Raw genomic sequence first — 18,565 nt, forward strand, 5'->3', positions numbered from 1 at the left:
TACGTTACAATAAACAATAATGAGTCATATAAACGAATGCCATTAATCTATTGCTATTTATTTTATTGTTATATAAATAGTGGCATTCGTGATAACAGGGAAATAAATGAAATGAAGAATACTGATCTGGAATTAGTGATTAATGAGAAGTTAAGTATTGAGAACTTTCAAGATTATGCGCCTAATGGACTTCAAGTCGAAGGACGCCCTCATATTCAAAAAATAGTAACGGGTGTGACTGCAAGCCAAGCATTACTTGATGAAGCTGTGCGATTAAACGCTGATGCAATTTTAGTACACCACGGTTACTTTTGGAAAAATGAGCCCGTTGTTATTCGTTCAATGAAGCGCAACCGCTTAAAGACATTACTTTGTAATGACATTAATCTTTTTGGTTATCACCTGCCGTTAGATGCTCACCCAATTTTAGGCAACAATGCTCAATTAGCGTTAAAAATGGGCGTTAAAGTTGAAGGTGAAATATTACCGTTAGTACCTAAAGGTGTGTTTGATTTACCTTTAACGCCTACTGAATTAAAAGAACGTTTAGAAAAAGCGTTACAACGCAATGTATTGCATTGTGGTGATAATGCTCCTGAAACTATTCGTAATATTGCTTGGTGTACGGGGGGCGGACAGGGCTTTATTCAAGATGCAGCTGAGCAGGGTGTAGATGCTTTTGTAACAGGTGAAATATCGGAACAGACTATTCATATCGCAAGAGAAATGGGTGTTCATTTTTTTGCAGCTGGACACCATGCGACAGAGCGTTATGGTATTAAAGCATTAGGTGAATGGCTTGCTCAAACACATCACTTCGATGTGACATTTGTTGATATTGATAATCCAGCATAAGCCTATTCATTCTTATTTTATAAGCTATCTCTCTAATTAAAGAGAGATAGCTTTTTTTGTATATATAAATCCCTCTGCTATGCAGGGGGATATTTATTACTCATTAAGCTGAATAGGTAATGGACTTTGTAATTGTTGCAGATTATCGCATAGCCAAATTAACTGTAATAAAGCCTGAGAGTCACGTGTGGTTAATGTCAGATAACGAGCTAATTGGTTGGCAATTAATGTCATTCCTAAATCGTCAGCAGTATGCTTGCTTATTTCTAACTGCTCTTTTTGCATTTCAGAAAGTAATTCCCGTCCAGTACATGCTTGGGCTTCTAATACAGACAAAATAGGGCGACAGAACTTTTGTGCTAATGTTGGTTCACTGTGATGCATTGCCGTTTGTTGCTTACGCTTAGCCATATATTCTTGAATACGACTAATAAATCCTGATTGTTTTTTCTTTCGTGGAAATTGGTCAAAATCGAGATAAAACATTTCAATGCCTTTTTCCGTTTTGAGCCAAAGAGTCGTTGGTAATAAATCCATATTTAAATCACGTCGAACAGGCTGAACAGTGACAGCTACTATCTCTAGTTCTCGTTTAGTGAGATAACGTAATTCTTCTAGATTATTTTGCATTGTTCCTTCCCAATAAAGACGTAAGAAGGCTGAATTATCATGATTGTCTGAAACATCCCAAATAACGCATTGCTCTATTTCATACCAAATTAATGGCTTATAGCTTTTGATATGTAAGACGAGAGGGGAAAGAAATCCTTCAGGTTGATTAGCAAAATAGTCTGGTAGCTCTTGCCAATTGTTGATCCCTAATTCAGTTTGTAGATTGTGATAATCGGTAATATCAAGAAAATCCGTTTGGTTTTGTGCAAAGCTTTCGCCAATAGTTGCCAGTTTTCCTTCATCAGAAATACGCGGCTCTTGTAATAAAAAAGGGCGGCGCATTAATTTATCGGATGTTTGTTTCCATAACGACAAACTATTCCAAACACTATAACAATTAAACAGAGTATCAAGTTGATTTGGGCGTGCTTGAGTCGCTTGTAAGAGTTGTTTCTCTTCTTTATCCCAAAAGGTAAAGGTTGCTCCTAACGCACCACTTTGTGCTGTCCACCAATTTGCACCAACAGGGATAAGAGAGAGGCTGGTTTTTTTATCGTCATATTGACGACGAAGTTGCCCTCGTAACGTTTTTAACTGTTCTGGCGTCGCATTGGATAATTGAAATAGATAGGCTGAAATATGAGCCAGCAAGCGCAAGACATTACTTTCATCCATAGTGAAATGTCTTTCTGCCAACAGTTTGACTTGAGAGCTTAATGATCGTAAATAAGACGCTAAACGAGGTAAGCCTTCTGCTCGAGCGGACATATTCAATAAGTGCAATTGAGTGGCGCTGCTTAAGCTGATATGTGATAGCCCTTGGCGTAATAAATCATAAATAAATTGTTCAACCGTCGTGATTAACGCCGTTTCTTCTTTATTGAGAGGGCGCGTTGAAGATTGCGAAATGATTAAATCTTCAGGCCAACTCCATAGTTGAGCATGTTGTTCAAATATTTTAGCCACAATAGCAAGGTGGAATGCTTTTTTCTGTGAGTCAGAAAAAGGTGATAACATGCCGTCGTAGCCACTACCTTGTAAGAAAATAACAGGCTCATCAACATCAGGGAGTTGAATTTTTAATTGTGTCCCTGTGTCTTCTAAATTCAATGTTATTGTTTCCCACTGCTCAACTAATTTAATCGCCACACGACAGGCTGGTTTTCCTGCTTTTTTGATTAGAGCTTCCGGCTCAAGCGTAAATAGCGTAGGTAACAGAGGTGTTATTTCAATGGGCTCCGCAACAGTTTCTGGTGATGTTTCATTACTATTATCGTCGTTTGAATTATCAGCACTATTATTTATTTGTAGCCATAAAACAGCAGCTAAAATATGTTTGCAACAACCTGATGCAGAGCAATCGCAACTGGCTTGTTGGATCCCTGCTTCGTGTAAAATAACATTTTGCCCATCGCTACTAAACTGCCCTGTATTGGCGTCAGTGAGAGAAACTTTTTCGTTATCAACATCTTTTTTGGCGCGTCTTAATAATCCTGCATTAGCAAATACAGTGAGCGCATCTTCATCGTAATGAAAGTAAACAGTTTGCCAACTCATTGCATTACCTCTGCCAACCATTGTGCGAAATGTTCAGGTGTTAACGCTGCAACTTGCATGCCTCTATCTGCAAGCTTTTGTGCAATTGCAGAGTCATAAACAGGTTGAGCCTCATCATCAAGTGCTGCAAGACCCAATAATTTAACTTGTTGGCTATTAAGGCGTTGCGTGCAATCTAATAAGCGATTTAATGAGCCACCTTCTTCAAAGTCACTAATAAGTGAAATAACCGTGCGTTTAGGGTTTTTGACTAAACTTTCACAGTATTGCATTGCACCTGCAATATCAGTACCGCCGCCCAATTGTACGGTCATTAAAACTTCAACGGGATCGTCTGCTAAATGCGATAAATCAACAACTTGGGTGTCAAAAACCACTAAAGAGACATTAACAGCGGGTAAAGAGGCTAAAATGCTGGCACAAACAGCCGCATACATAATTGAGCTAGACATTGACGCACTTTGGTCAACACAAAGTATGACATCCCACGGAAAATGTTGTTGCATTCGTGAGTTGAAGTAAGGAGTTTCAATCACTAAACGGCGATTTTGAGTATCGTAATGTTTTAAGTTTGCAGCGATGGTTGCACGCCAATCAAAGTTGCGACTATTAGGCACTAAAGAGCGTCTAAAACGATTACGGCGACCTGTTAATGATTGGCGAAAGTTATTGCGAATTTGACGCAAAATATCATCGACTACTTTGCGAATAATCGTTTTAACCGCATCTCGCGTTTCTTCACTCATGCGTCCACGTAAACTTAATAATGTTTTCGCTAACGCTTTTGTTGGCTCCATTGCTTTTAACGTATTGGGATCTTTAAGAAAACTACTGATTTGATAACGTTCAATAGCTTGTGATTGCATACGTTCAAAGGTGCTATTAGGGAATAGCTTACGCGCTTGATTTAGCCAGTTTACCGCAGTAAGTTGCGATGCATCGAGTGATCCATGACGCCCCCGTTCTTGGCGAAGACCTCGGCGCTGATATTCACGACGATAGAGAAAGTCGAGTGTGCGCTCAACTTTTAAATCATCAGCATTAAAAGTCGCTTGCCCAAGAGCATCATCAGCATATTGACCTAAAATCAGGCGCCAGCGTTTTGCTTGCTTTATTTTATCTTCAGGCACATCGTCATTATGCTGACTCATGATTTGTATCTCCTTTCTCTATTTTCTTAGCATCAAACCAAGAAATCATGCCTTGTTCCATTATTCGCTGTTGTAATTTTTGGTTGAGTTTAGTGGCTTCAAGCATCTGTTTAGCACTAAATTCTGACTGCCATAAAGATAGCGCTTGCGTATCTAAACCAATATCGTTGGCAATATATTGTGCAAGCTCTGCATTTTGTTTGGGATTAAGTTGACTAAAGGCAAAACGCAGATCAGGCAAGATCTGAATAAATCGTTCTTCATCCCATTGCTGTAGCAAAGTATTTAAGTGATCGACCAATAACGGAAGGCGAATAACTAGTTCTGGCGCTGTTCGCATCATACCAACGAAATAACCAATGGCATGTTCAGGAGAGCTGCCGGTGCTAAAGGTCGTATTTAGCGTGGTAACTAACGTATTTTCATCAATATATGAACCTAAATAACGTAAGGCATCTACTGCACCTTTTAATAAAGGCACTGTATCTAATTGACCATCAAGGCGATTGAGTTGCTGATAGAAATCACTTTTATAATCATGCTGATTATTGAGCGATGGCATAAATTCAATCAATTCACGTAAAGAGAGCAGAGCTTGTAAATTGTTTTCTTGTTGTTGCTCATCCCCTTGAGCCAGTTGTTCTAAACAAAAGAAAGCTTGTGGAATAACTTGATGTAGGCGATTTTCAAGTGAAAGTTCATCCGTAATATCAAGATATTGGCGACCTCGCCATAAATGGATCAGTTTATGTCCACACTGAGTCAGTGACTCAAGACGAAAATCTTGCTGAATATAGCTATCTAACAGTTTAAAGAGTGATGGAATGCGCTGGTGGAGTCCAATTAGTGCTGCTTGGATTAATAACGTAACTGCACTCTGGCTCGAACGACTTTGCCCTTGTTCTTCAAGCTGTTTCTCCATTGATAACAGCTTATTTAGAGCGATAGCTTCAAGTTGAGAGCCTTTCTCTGATAATGAAATCAGTTCACCTTCTACATTAGGTGTCCAAGCGTATTGCCACTCTTCAAATAACAGATCTAATTGATGGCCAGAAAGAAAATCAGGACCATTTACACGGTGTGCAAAATGGATCTCCAAGAAAGCCAATAAATGTAAAAAACGACTTCTTAAGCGATGCTGCGGGTTACGATAAACATCGCATTTAGTTGTTTTTGCTAAAGTATCATCAAGTTTGAAACGAAAAGCTCTAGCTCGTTCATAGGTTTCATTAACTAAAGGAGGCGTTGCCGTACCTAATGGGATTTTACCTAAGAGATAACCTGAGAAACAGGTTTTGATTTCAGCCCATAATTCACTTTGGCTATCATCTAAGCTGCCTTTAATAAAGGCACTTTGTAAACCATCGAGCAAGTCATAGCGACCTGTACCAGCGTGATCTCTTAATAAAGCGAGACGTAAACTCTGTTCGGCTGCGAGTTTTACAGCTAAATAACTCGGTGGATTATCAAATTGTTTTTCTCTAATTGCCTGAGCCACTGAGCTCAGAAAAGCAATCCCCATTTTATTGCGATAAACTTGGGTTGGCTGTTTGGCGACATTATTATTTTCTAACTTATCATGATGTTGTTGCATCAAACTTTGCCAAGCTTGTTGATAAAATGCAGGAGAAGGCATACCAGAAGCATAACCATTAAGTGCATCTAGTCTGTCAAAACTGTAGCGAATAAGCCAAGCTTGCTCATTTTCACCCATTTTTTGCATTTTAGTGAATTGCTTTTGTTTTGTGCTAGAAATGGCGAAAGATTGAGATTGTGAGTTAGCTAGGCCTTCAATTAGTGCAAGGGTATGGAATCCCCCAGTGACGATTACAATTTTGGCATTGGGTTCTTGCTGTTTGATGGTTTGAATATGGGCGAGCATATGCGCTTCACGTTGTGAAGAGCCTTCAGATTCAAGCACTTCAGGCTCATAGTCAAGACGTGCAAGTGCACACCAAATAAAGGTGTCATTAAAAAGTGTTTGCCAATCAGCTAAGGCTTCAATACTACGTAATTCAAAAAGATGCTCCCAAACATCATCATGATCACGACAGTGGCATTTTTTAGCTAATTGCGCGATAAACTGGCTATGTGCTAAATAACGTTCTTTTTGTAAGCTTCGACTTTGCGAGTCGCTATACTCTTCGTTATTAACTTGTGCAGCCCAAGGTAAATCAATAAAACGTGTTTTAGCATTGATGCGCAAACCACCTCGCAAAGCTTGCCATTCAGGCGAATATTCACAAAATGGAAAATAGGCAGAGTGCAGTGATTTTTCTCGCTCTTCTTGGTTTCCATCATTATGCAAATACTCAGCTTGACCCATAATCGCAACGGGAGGCAGGGTATCTTTATCGGTTAGGCTAGGAATAAGTGAATTAAAGGTATCTGGGCCTTCAATTAAAATATAGTCAGGTTTTACAGAATCAATTAATGATAAAACCGCATAAGCACAAGCAGGGCTATGGTGGCGTACAGGGGCAAAATAGAGATATTGTTGCTGTAACGACGTCCATTTCAGTCGTGCTTGGTCAATTCTTTCTGGCAAAGGTATTGAAGGTAGCGTCACCGTGTCGATCCCTTTTCTGGGTGAAAAGGCAGAGTGAATTAACCCTGCCTTTAATAGATAAATAACGTATTTTAATGTGTAGCCATGAGTCTTAGCGTTTTATTGCCAGAACTCTTTTGATGCTTCAAAGAAAGCTTTCCACTCTTTACTGTTTCTTGCTCTCTCTCTAGCTACGTTGTCCATGTAATAACGAATACGTTTGATATCATCAGCATTATCTTTTAATACAACACCGATTAACTGGCGGGCAATTGCGCCTGCATTCATCACACCATCACCTAAATAATGCGCTTCTAAGGCACAAGCGTAAGCAATATTCACAGCTTCTGCGGTTGACATAACTGCATCTGGTGTTTTGATATTACCGCCATCTTTCGTGTTACCTGAGCGCAACTCTTGGAATGTTGTGACCAGTAATTCCACAACATCTACTGGTACAGTGATTTCATTGGCTAAAGAGCCTAATTCATTCTCAAGCTGTGATTGGATCAGGCTGATTTCAAATGCAGGATCACGTATAGGTTTCACCGTTTCAAAGTTAAAACGACGCTTTAATGCGGCCGACATTTCATGAACACCGCGATCACGTAAGTTTGCTGTACCGATGAGGTTAAATCCCGGTTTTGCACTAATACGTGCACCATCCCCCATTTCAGGGATCATCAATTGTTTCTCTGACATCAAGGAAACTAACACATCCTGGATTTCAGGAGGACAACGAGTTATCTCTTCAAAGCGAACAATTTTGCCTTGTAACATACCTTGATAAAGCGGTGATCCCACTAAAGCGCGTTCTGTTGGGCCTTCTGCTAATAGCAATGCATAGTTCCAAGAATATTTAATGTGATCTTCTGTTGTGCCGGCAGTTCCTTGGATAGTTAATCCTGAATCACCACTGATAGCAGCAGCAAAAAGCTCTGAGAGCATCGATTTTGCTGTACCCGGTTCACCAACCAGCATTAAACCTTGTTTACCCAATAATGTGACAATTGCACGATCAACCAACGCATCATCGCCGAAAAACTTAGGTGTGATGCTTAATGCATCATCACCTAAAATAAATTGGCGTACAGCACGGGGAGAGCGAAGCCATCCTTGTGGTTTAGGATTATTAGCATCAGCTTTTGTTAAACGCTCTAACTCTTGAGCAAATCGAACTTCAGCACTTTTCCTAATTGCTTGTTGATCTGCGGGTGCTTTTTTAGCCATATTCTTTCCTAATTATCCCTATCTTTTACCAAGGTGTTTTCTTTTCCCATTCAGGATCAAATCCTGCGCAAGCTTCAGCGACTTTTAGATAATCCGCATAGCTTTCTGCTAATAGAATCGGTGGTACATTTTTTAGCTCAACATTATTGCGACCCCAGTAATCTTGCTGATTTTTCTCAAAACTTAAATCAAATAAGACAGCTGGAATATTTTCTTCTGGAACATAACTACCACTGAAACCGATATTGACGTAATAGTTTAAACTAGAGAAGAATTTGTAATAGTGAGAGAAGGAGCCCCCATCTTCTGCTGGGCCTCGTTGATAACCCATTTTGGTTAAAATACCGCGTAAAGTGAAGGTGTCTGTGATCCAACCTTTTCTATCTTCCACTTCAGTTTGTTTCAGATCTAATTCTGGGATCTTATGTTCCATTTGAGAGAATAAGAATTTTATTTTGTAATCTTTAAAGTGAGCGATCCATGCCTTACGCTCATCTTCATTGACCAATGCTGCGTGAGCAAGTTGGATCAACGAATCGTTTTGTAAAGTCACTTCATCATCTTCAAGATCAAGCAATGCACCGTCATCAGAAGGGCGGAATGTATTGATAACCTTGCCATCTTTCACTTCTTGCCAAACCAGTTGTTCAATCAGTTTATGCATGATTGGGTGAGCTAAGATATATTCTTGCCAATCGGCGCTTAACCACTGACGTTGAGCACACATGGCTTCATATAAACGCACACTTTGTAATTCAATAACTTGTTTGAGTTCTTTTTTACTTGAAGTGAAAAGTTTTTTAGCTTCTTTAATCAGCTCTGCATCATCATTTTTGCGCGCTGCAGGTAAGGCTTTAACTTCTTTACCTTCCGGATTAAACAATACCAGCTTTTGTTTTGCATCCATCTTCGCCGTAAAGATACGCTCACCATATTCCAGCACTAATGTCCCCGTATCATCAAAGCCAGCAGTCGGAATGGTTCTGTCTGCTAATTCATCTGCACTCCAGCCATTACGCTCCGCGATTTGCGTGACTAAATTCCGGGCTTTTTCCTGAACAGATGCCGTGCGATAACGGCGTGATAATGAAAGAAGAAGCTGAATAATAATTGGATCATTGCTTGATGCTACAGCGTCAATCATGGCTTCAATTTGAGCTCGGCGCTGATAGTGATCACGCATATAGTTACGTAATACAGATACTGCAACATGACCTTCAATACCGCAGATAAGCGCTAACATACCTTTATCGCTGATTGCAGAGCCTAAATAACGACGTAACACCTCGTTTTTAATCTCTTCAATCACTTGTTCTAACGTGTAGTTTTCATATTTAGCGTAATATTCAGGATAACGTTTAGCCCAGTTTTGATAATTGCTTAAACGCCCTGGCGCTTCACGTTGTGCTTCGACCATCGCTTCTTCAAGTGACGGACCTTTAATATCCTGAGCAACAAAGGTATGCAGAATAAAGCTTGAAAGTTTATGTTGGCTATCAGTAGAGAGCAGACCGATATAACGTTGTAATAACGCGTTTCCTCCTGGCATTTTTAATTTCACTGCCAGAATAATCCACCAACGAATAATCGCCGGATCAACTGCTTTCTTGTTTTCCCATGTTAATGCAGGAATTGCCTCAAAATTAAACCAAGCAAGGCTTGCAGGTGCTTTGGCTTTAAGGCCTTTTTCAGCTTCTGCTAATAACGTTTTTGGCGATAAGTAGCTCGAAATATCTTCACCTAATTGCTCTAATGCAGTGAGTAAAGAAGCTCGTACTACTTCACGTTTCTCTTTTTTCAATAAGGCATTAAGCGCAGGTAAGGAGTCCGGATTATTTAAGCGAGCTAACCATTCAATGGCTGTAACACGGATCTCTTGTTTACTAGAGGTTAATCCTTCTTGTGCACTTAAATGAATATTAGGCAGTGTTTCTAATAATTTTTGTGCAGAAACTCGGTGTGTTTTATTTTCACCTAATGCCAATTCCATGATGCGAGGAACAAATTGTGCAGGAATTGTTGGGAAACGTCCTAATACTTCAATACCTTGTGAAATCTCAAATTGGCGATAGCGATGTTCGCTTTGGTTTGGCATTAAGTTTAGCGCTTCTGCGATATAATCAGTATGTTGAGAGAAGAAAGGCCAAACTTGTTCTGGTTTACGAAAACGGCGTAAGCCATCTTGATAAGATTCTAAGCATAGTGCCGCTGTGACACGGGCTGCGCGTTTGAAGCTACATCTTTCTAATACATTTTCAACTTGTCGTAATTCAATATCACTAAATAAACGCTCTGGAATATCACCATTAAAGTAGTGAGAGGAAAAGTGATCAGCATGTTGGCGGTTGTTGGTTATCACACGCACAGCATGGAAGAATGTGTATTCTGGCAAATTAGGAATACGATTTTTGTGTTTAATAATTTGGATTTCATTCGACTGAATAGTACCTTGCCCACTGTTGAGCTTATCAACTAATGCACGACATTGTTTTTCATCAATCTTAGATAAATCTTTATAATGACGCTGTGCCCAATTATAAGAGTGTTTCGAAGTTTTATTTTCTTCAATTTCGCGTTCAGCATTTTCTTTCGCTTTAGCTAACATCTCATTGAAGTTATTGACCATAATATCGCGGGTACTATCGGGTAATGGTGTATCTTCTAATGGTGTAAAATCAGGTGCTTCGATGGCATCAACGGTGTTTGCGTTATCAGCAACGCTAAAACGTTGTAGAGCACTTTCAATGCTCTTGATGACCGCTTTTGAGGTTTCATGTTTTAACGCTTCTTCAAGTACATCACGGTTTTCACCTTGGCGAGCAAATAAATCAGCCGCTTGTGTACGTTGTTTTGGTGTACCATTCATTAAAACATGGGTTAAATTTTCTTTTACAATTTCAGCCGGTAAGGTATTCAAAATAGGTTCTGCGGCTTTTTTCACTGTTTTTAAACTGCTGGTGGCAAGTAAAACAATAATATCTGCAAAAGTATCGCGTAATATCGTATTTTTATTTAGATGGTTAATTAGCTCAACTAAACCATTTGCTGACAGTTTGTCAATCAATTCCGTTCTAATAAATTCTTGATGTGAAAGTAGATAATCTTTTAAATCATGAAGTTCATAAATACGCTTAAGATTAGAAGCATAATATTCAGAGATATCTTTTCTATCGAATACTGCGAATAATGCATTTTCGCCTGGAATATTGGCCTCTGCTTCGACCATATTAGCGATAAATTCCATACTCCAATGTTTACGATGTTCTAAATTAAGATTACGTGCATTATCATAAGTGGTGTAAAACGCATCAACTAATAGGTAAATAACCCAAGTTGGCACTTCAGTTGTTGTCACTTTGATATTGATATCCTGACATGCAGCTGCAATGACTTTTGCATAACGGGCTACTTGTTCTAAAGAAAAGCTTTCGCCAACCTTTGAGTAGAGCTTATGACGGGCATTAAGGCCTTGGGTGATAACTTTACTATACTTTCCTGTATCAATATTACTGGCATACCACCATTCTAATGTTCCTGCACGATGAAAATAAACAGCTGCTTTTGCAGCATCCAGTTTATTTAATTCAAAAAGAATTTCAGGATTTTTGCCTGTAAGTACATAATCTAATGCACGTTTAGGCAAACTCTCATCAAATATTGCAAGTAATACCAGTGATTCTTGAAGATATTTCTCAGTAATATCGACGTCTTTTTTCCCAAAAATAGGGAAAATATCTAAGATTTTTTTTATCACGCCAGTTCCTTAAGCTATGTATGGATAAACAGTTTTTTTTACCATGAAATAGCGAAACGAACAATTTGATTATCACTAGGTAAAATAAAATCAATATGTACCATTTGTTAAATTTATAGATGTAAAAGCTAAAAAAGCTAACCTCGCTTTATTAATATTCAATTCTGCAATATATAAAACGCTATATCAGGAAAAAGTGCTGAAAATGAAGAAATGATAATAAAGGCATTTTTTGTGGATTTTAAAAAGATTAAGAATTGTCTGTTGAATGAAACAAGTATTAACACCTAGGTAAATAGATTAAAAATTAGCAGAAAAAAGGGCAAAATAAAAAGAGCTCACATTAAATATAATGAGCTCTTTTATATTTATTATTTTGTCGTTTGACGAGAAAAAGAGAGTAGCAATGATCCTAGACTACAAATCAGTAAAGTGATTGCTAAGCTTTGTCCCCATCCTGCAAGTGCAAGCCCACCACCAATTAACAAATAGTAGAACAAGCCTAATAATGCACCCGCAGTACCTAAACGATCTTTATATTGTGCTAATGCTGTGGCTAAGATATTTGGAATAGCAATGCCATAAGCAACAACACTCGTCATCATTGGAATAATAAAGCTAATGTGGTTACGTAATAAATAAACACTCACGGCACTAACTAATGCAATAAAACTCGCAAGTAAAACTAGTTTTCCACATTGCCAATGATGGTTTAATAGAGCTTTATTAATATAAGAGCCAACACCGACACCTATTGCTAATACAATGCCGCTATAACCAAAGGTATTTGCACTATAACCTTGTTTATCAAACATAAAAGGTGCTAACTGATAATAGGCAAAAAGGCTAATATTAAAAAAGGCAATTAATAATACTGTTTTAGCAATCTGCTTATCCTTGAGCATTTTTATTGCAGTTTCTCCTAATGGTGCTGTTTTTATTGTTTCAGGGCGACTTTCAGGTAAAGCAAAAGTACTCCATAACAGTAAAATAACAGCAAGGAGGGCAAGACCACTAAACACACCTTGGTAACCAGCATAGCTGACTAACAATGAACCACTTAACATACCTATTGCTGGGCTTAGGGCGATGACTGCTCCCATCACTGAGAAAACTTTAGCCAGCTCATCGCCACTATATACGTCACGCATAATGGTTTGTGTGCCTACTGAGCCTACCGCAGCACCAAAAGCGGAAAGCATTCGCAATCCAAGTAATACTGAAAAATCTTGTGTCATAAAAACGCCAAGACAAGCAACAGCATAAATAAGCAATCCAGCTAACATTGTCGGACGACGACCAATGACATCACATAATCGACCCCATATAATGACGCCCAATGCAAACGCAAAGAAATAGAGCGAAAGTGTTTGCCCAGCTTTGTTTGCACTGACATGAAAGCCGTTTGCAATATCAGTAAGTGCTGGGCTATAAATGGTTTCTGCAATTTGTGGAAACATCATTAACGCAATTGCTAACCATAAAGAGAGTTTTTTGTTCATCTTTTTATCCTACATCCTTAAATCTTGATGAGCAGAATACAGAGATAATGAATGTCTTGTTATAAATATAAAGACATATTATTTTTCAAATAGGACAAGTGATGGCTTGGCTTAATCAATACGACCACTTTGTGCCAGAAGAGCATCTTGCATCAGTCGTTGGTATTGCGGCAGAAATGGGAAAACACGACTCAGGGTTTCATTCTCATGATAGAGGGCAGTTATTATTTACGCAGTCAGGGTGTATGCGGATTACTTTAGCTTCTCGTGTTTCTGTATTACCTCCCATGAGGATTGCGTGGATCCCTCCAAGACTTGAACATCGAGTCGAAATGTATGCCTCTGTTGGATATCGTTCTGTTTATATTAGTGATGAATTCCATAATATTTTTCCAAGCGAGAGCGAGATCTTAACGATTTCACCTCTTTTACGAGAAATATTAGAACGAATTTCTATTGCTGATTTTGATACTCAATGGGAAGAAGGGCGCTACGCAAATTTATTGGCCGTTTTTTTTGATGAAATCACTCAAGCACCGCGGCAACCCAATCATTTATTTATGCCTAAAGATAGACGCCTAAGTCGTTTATCCTTTGATGATTTACCGCCAGCATTACAAGAAATGGCAAAGTATGTAGGGGCGAGTGAAAAAACGATCACACGGTTGTTTTACAAAGAGACGGGGCTGAGCTATCAACAATGGCGCCAACAATGGCGGTTAATGAAAGCCATTGAATTATTAGCTACTCATCATCGCTATATTGATATTAGCCAGATATTAGGATTTGCCAGTGACAGTGCCTTTATTACCTTTTTCAAAAAAATGACAGGGCAAACACCACAAGAATATTTGAAAAGCTGATTGAATTTTATCGATAACTTTAAAACATAAAGCCCCGATTTAAACGGGGCTTAGTAAGATAAATAATTAATAAAATTCAATTATTTCTTTTTAATTTCACTTTTGAAATCACGCTCATCATAGCCAGTATAAAGCTGACGAGGACGCGCAATTTTCAGACCATCTTCGTGCATTTCATTCCAGTGAGCAATCCAGCCAATTGTACGTGCAATCGCAAAAATAACAGTAAACATATTGGATGGAATACCTAACGCTTTCAGAATAATACCAGAGTAGAAGTCAACGTTAGGGTACAGTTTTTTCTCAATAAAGTACGGGTCGTTTAGAGCAATACGTTCTAATTCCATTGCCACTTCAAGCAAGCTGTCATTGAGGTTTAATTCTTTTAACACTTCATGACAGGTTTCACGCATTACCGTTGCACGAGGGTCGTAGTTTTTGTAAACACGGTGACCAAAGCCCATTAAACGGAAGGAATCATTTTTATCTTTTGCACGTTTAATAAATTCAGGAATGTGTTCAACCGTTTTGATCTCTTCCAGCATACGTAGACAAGCTTCGTTAGCACCCCCGTGAGCTGGTCCCCAAAGTGACGCGATACCCGCTGCGATACAGGCAAATGGGTTTGCACCGGAAGAGCCCGCAGTACGTACAGTTGAGGTTGACGCATTTTGCTCATGATCGGCATGAAGGATGAAAATTCTATCCATTGCGCGTTCAAGTACTGGGTTAACGACATACTCTTCGCATGGTGTTGCAAACATCATATGCAAGAAGTTACCTGCGTAGGAGAGGTCATTTCTTGGATAAACGAAAGGTTGACCAATCGAGTATTTGTAACACATTGCTGCCACTGTTGGCATTTTTGATAGTAGGCGATAAGCCGTGATATCGCGGTGAACTGGATTACTGACATCTAATGCATCGTGATAGAACGCAGCTAAAGCACCTGTAACACCACATAATACAGCCATTGGGTGTGAGTCACGACGGAAACCATTGAACAGTCGGGTAATTTGCTCATGGATCATGGTGTGACGCGTTACTGTGGTTTTAAATGTATCATATTGCTCCTGTGTTGGTGCTTCACCATACAGAAGGATATAACAGACTTCCAAGTATGTTGATTCCGTCGCTAATTGCCCGATAGGGAAACCACGGTGAAGTAAGATACCGTTCTCACCATCAATAAAGGTGATTTTTGACTCACAAGAGGCGGTTGAGGTAAAGCCGGGATCATAGGTGTAATAACCTTTGGAGCCGAGAGTACGAATATCAATAACTTTGGAACCGAGTGTAGGGGATAGAACGTCCAAGTCTACAGATGTTTCAGCAATCGTTAGCTTAGCTTTGTTATCAGCCATTTATAATCTCCTTAGCGCTTATATGTCTCCTAACAAAGTCGAGGGTATCTTCATAAAGATGCACTTCGATAGTGAAACTATAGTTGATGTAAGGTACCCAGCCGAGTTTTATTTAATGCCCGTAATGTCTAGGTCTATAGTGTGTCACTTATGTTAAGGAGCTTTTGATGTTATGTTTTTTTAGGTGCTTTTTTATGCAATGCACTTAGAATTAGTACTGCTATCACTTTTACATAAGTTTGAGGTTTCTGGAAGCGTGTTTGCGCACAAAAAAAACATAAACATTAAAATAATGCAGTAAATGTAAGAAAAATGTTGTGTATGTGTCAAAAATGATAATCAGTTTTGCATCGGATGTATTAAATAGTGATCCTTCTCACTGTTCGAGGCAAATGTCGGGCACACAAGTTGTGTGGTAATTGTAATAAGTTTGTGAAGCACTTATACTGCGCGCAGGTCTCCGGAACCGTTGTTGTATGGAGAACCAGCGTAACGAATCCACACTTTCTGTAAAATAGACGGATTTAACATTTTACTTAAAATGTGCCTTTGTACCCCATTCGCTGTTTGATTTCCATCCAGGTCCGGAGGAAGGAAAAATTATAAAAGCTGTGTGGGCATAAATTGTGAAAAAACAAAGACCTGTCAATCTGGATTTACAGACGATACAGTTTCCACTCCCTGCTATCGCATCGATCTTGCATCGTGTCTCTGGGGTTATCATGTTAGTCGCAGTTGGCATCTTGCTGTGGTTACTTGGCACCTCTCTCTCCTCTCCTGAAGGATTTCAGCAAGCAGCTGAAATTATGACTGGCTTCTTCACGAAATTTATTTTGTGGGGCATCCTAACGGCATTGGCATATCACATTTGTGGTGGTATTCGTCATATGTTAATGGACTTCGGCTTTATTGATGAAACCTTGATTGTAGGCCGTAATTCAGCGGCAGCATCAATGGTTATTACAGTGATTTTATCAATATTGGCGGGGGTATTAGTATGGTAAGTAATTCTTCTACTTTAGGCCGTACTGGCATACAGGATTGGTTATTCCTTCGTGCCTCAGCCATTATTATCGTTTTATATGTTCTTTATCTTGTGGGATTTATTGCTACAACAGAAATAACCTATGAGGTATGGCGCGGATTCTTTAGCTCATCCTTAACCAAAGTGTTCACCATCTTGACTCTGCTTTCTATTCTTATTCACGCGTGGATCGGAATGTGGCAAGTGTTAACGGACTATATTAAACCGCTGGCATTACGCCTGAGTTTACAACTGATTATTGTTGTTGCGCTGTTGGTTTATCTTATTTATGGAACAATTGTGGTGTGGGGTGTGTAATGAATCTGCCAGTAAGAGAGTTTGATGCTGTTGTTATTGGTGCGGGTGGCGCAGGTATGCGTGCCGCTTTACAGATTTCTCAAATGGGTCTGTCTTGTGCACTGATTTCTAAAGTTTTTCCTACTCGTTCTCATACTGTTTCCGCTCAAGGTGGTATCACTGTTGCACTCGGTAATACCCATGAGGATAACTGGGAATGGCACATGTACGATACGGTAAAAGGTTCCGACTATATTGGTGACCAAGACGCTATCGAATATATGTGTAAAACCGGCCCTGAAGCAATTTTAGAGTTGGAACATATGGGACTCCCATTTTCTCGCCTAGATGATGGCCGTATTTATCAACGTCCATTTGGTGGTCAGTCAAAAAACTTTGGTGGTGAACAAGCTGCTCGTACAGCCGCTGCCGCTGACCGTACTGGGCACGCATTGTTGCATACCCTTTATCAGCAAAATTTAAAAAATCACACAACCATCTTTTCAGAGTGGTATTCACTAGATCTAGTGAAAAACCAAGATGGCGATATTGTCGGTTGTACTGCAATTTGCATCGAAACGGGCGAAGTCGTTTATTTCAAAGCAAACGCCACGATTTTAGCTACTGGCGGTGCGGGTCGTATTTACCAGTCAACTACAAATGCGCATATCAACACAGGTGATGGTGTTGGCATGGCAGTTCGCGCAGGTGTTCCTCTGCAAGATATGGAAATGTGGCAATTCCACCCAACCGGTATTGCGGGTGCTGGTGTGTTAGTGACTGAAGGTTGTCGTGGTGAAGGCGGATATCTGTTGAATAAAGACGGTGAACGCTTTATGGAACGTTATGCACCAAACGCCAAAGACCTTGCTGGTCGTGATGTGGTTGCACGTTCAATCATGATTGAAATTCGTGAAGGTCGTGGTTGTGATGGCCCTTGGGGGCCTCATGCGAAATTGAAACTCGACCATTTGGGTAAAGAAGTTCTTGAGTCTCGTTTACCGGGTATTCTTGATCTTTCTCGTACTTTCGCACACGTTGACCCAGTTAAAGAGCCAATCCCTGTTATACCTACTTGTCACTATATGATGGGGGGTATTCCAACAAAAGTAACGGGTCAAGCTATTCGTGTGAACGAAAAGGGCGAGGACGTTGTTATTCCTGGATTGTTCGCAGTCGGTGAAATTGCTTGTGTATCTGTTCATGGTGCAAACCGCTTAGGGGGTAACTCACTGTTAGACCTCGTGGTATTTGGTCGTTCAGCAGGGGTTCACTTAAAAGAGTCACTAATGGAACAAGGTACTATGCGTGATGCGAGCGATTCTGATGTTGAAGCGGCATTAACGCGCTTAAATCGTTGGGAAAACAACCGCTCTGGTGAAGACCCAGTTGAGATCCGTAAAGCACTGCAATCTTGTATGCAACATAACTTCTCGGTATTCCGTGAAGGTGATGCAATGGCTAAAGGCTTAGAAGAACTGAAAGTTATTCGTGAGCGCTTACAAAATGCACGACTGGATGATAATTCAAGTGAGTTTAATACACAGCGTATTGAGTGCTTAGAATTAGACAACCTGATGGAAACTGCTTACGCCACTGCGGTGTCTGCAAACTTCCGTACAGAAAGTCGTGGAGCTCATAGCCGTTTCGATTTCCCAGAGCGTGATGATGCGAACTGGTTATGCCATACATTATATCAACCGCAAACCGAAACAATGACACGACGTGAAGTCAATATGCAGCCAAAACTGCGTGAAGCCTTCCCACCTAAAGTGCGTACATATTAATTAGCGGTGTTATTGAAGTTG

12 protein-coding genes are annotated in these 18,565 nt (G+C 39.7%); 5 read left to right on the top strand and 7 right to left on the bottom strand.

Annotated elements, in window-relative coordinates; translation table 11 throughout:
• The first annotated feature begins 111 nt into the window (after positions 1-111).
• On the top strand, positions 112-855 hold the full coding sequence (locus tag GTH25_RS04950; RefSeq protein ID WP_164530359.1) for a type 2 GTP cyclohydrolase I: 744 nt from the start codon (positions 112-114) through the stop codon (positions 853-855).
• 96 nt (positions 856-951) lie between these two features.
• Here the strand turns inward: GTH25_RS04950 and GTH25_RS04955 are convergent, their stop codons facing one another.
• From GTH25_RS04955 to GTH25_RS04980, 6 genes are all read right to left on the bottom strand, one after another.
• Entirely contained in the window at positions 952-3,024 is a 2,073-nt protein-coding gene (locus tag GTH25_RS04955) for an SWIM zinc finger family protein (protein ID WP_164530360.1), read from the bottom strand.
• On the bottom strand, positions 3,021-4,175 hold the full coding sequence (locus tag GTH25_RS04960; RefSeq protein ID WP_109420389.1) for a VWA domain-containing protein: 1,155 nt from the start codon (positions 4,173-4,175) through the stop codon (positions 3,021-3,023). Before GTH25_RS04960 ends, GTH25_RS04955 begins: the two co-directional genes overlap by 4 nt.
• Positions 4,162-6,744: a DUF5682 family protein gene (locus GTH25_RS04965; protein WP_159241866.1), complete on the bottom strand. Its 2,583-nt coding sequence runs from the start codon at positions 6,742-6,744 to the stop codon at positions 4,162-4,164. The genes GTH25_RS04960 and GTH25_RS04965 overlap by 14 nt, the downstream gene beginning before the upstream one ends.
• Before the next feature lie 99 nt (positions 6,745-6,843).
• Positions 6,844-7,953, bottom strand: coding sequence for an ATP-binding protein (locus tag GTH25_RS04970; RefSeq protein ID WP_164530361.1), 1,110 nt, complete (start codon positions 7,951-7,953; stop codon positions 6,844-6,846).
• A gap of 25 nt (positions 7,954-7,978) precedes the next feature.
• Positions 7,979-11,707 (bottom strand): DUF4132 domain-containing protein, encoded by a 3,729-nt coding sequence (locus tag GTH25_RS04975; protein ID WP_156733105.1) that lies wholly within the window; start codon positions 11,705-11,707, stop codon positions 7,979-7,981.
• A 371-nt stretch (positions 11,708-12,078) separates the two neighbouring features.
• Positions 12,079-13,209 (bottom strand): multidrug effflux MFS transporter, encoded by a 1,131-nt coding sequence (locus tag GTH25_RS04980; protein WP_075671639.1) that lies wholly within the window; start codon positions 13,207-13,209, stop codon positions 12,079-12,081.
• Positions 13,210-13,310: 101 nt separating this feature from the next.
• Between GTH25_RS04980 and GTH25_RS04985 the strand changes: the two genes are divergently transcribed.
• A complete protein-coding gene (locus GTH25_RS04985) occupies positions 13,311-14,072 on the top strand; it encodes an AraC family transcriptional regulator (RefSeq protein ID WP_075671641.1) in 762 nt (253 codons plus the stop codon).
• Between the two features lie 80 nt (positions 14,073-14,152).
• Here GTH25_RS04985 and GTH25_RS04990 read toward each other — a convergent pair whose 3' ends face one another.
• A complete protein-coding gene (locus GTH25_RS04990) occupies positions 14,153-15,436 on the bottom strand; it encodes a citrate synthase (RefSeq protein WP_075671643.1) in 1,284 nt (427 codons plus the stop codon).
• Positions 15,437-16,059: 623 nt separating this feature from the next.
• Here GTH25_RS04990 and sdhC point away from each other — a divergent pair.
• Genes sdhC through sdhA form a run of 3 tightly spaced genes read left to right on the top strand, consistent with a single transcriptional unit; the run spans position 16,060 to position 18,544 of the window.
• The gene (gene sdhC / locus GTH25_RS04995; RefSeq protein WP_164530796.1) at positions 16,060-16,440 is read left to right on the top strand and encodes a succinate dehydrogenase cytochrome b556 subunit; all 381 of its coding nucleotides are present in this window, start codon (positions 16,060-16,062) and stop codon (positions 16,438-16,440) included.
• Entirely contained in the window at positions 16,434-16,778 is a 345-nt protein-coding gene (gene sdhD / locus GTH25_RS05000) for a succinate dehydrogenase membrane anchor subunit (protein WP_156733107.1), read from the top strand. Before sdhC ends, sdhD begins: the two co-directional genes overlap by 7 nt.
• Positions 16,778-18,544 (top strand): succinate dehydrogenase flavoprotein subunit, encoded by a 1,767-nt coding sequence (gene sdhA, locus GTH25_RS05005; protein WP_023581183.1) that lies wholly within the window; start codon positions 16,778-16,780, stop codon positions 18,542-18,544. Before sdhD ends, sdhA begins: the two co-directional genes overlap by 1 nt.
• Positions 18,545-18,565 lie beyond the last annotated feature (21 nt).

The sequence above is a fragment of the Proteus terrae subsp. cibarius genome (assembly GCF_011045835.1).
In the GTDB taxonomy this organism is placed as follows: domain Bacteria; phylum Pseudomonadota; class Gammaproteobacteria; order Enterobacterales; family Enterobacteriaceae; genus Proteus; species Proteus cibarius.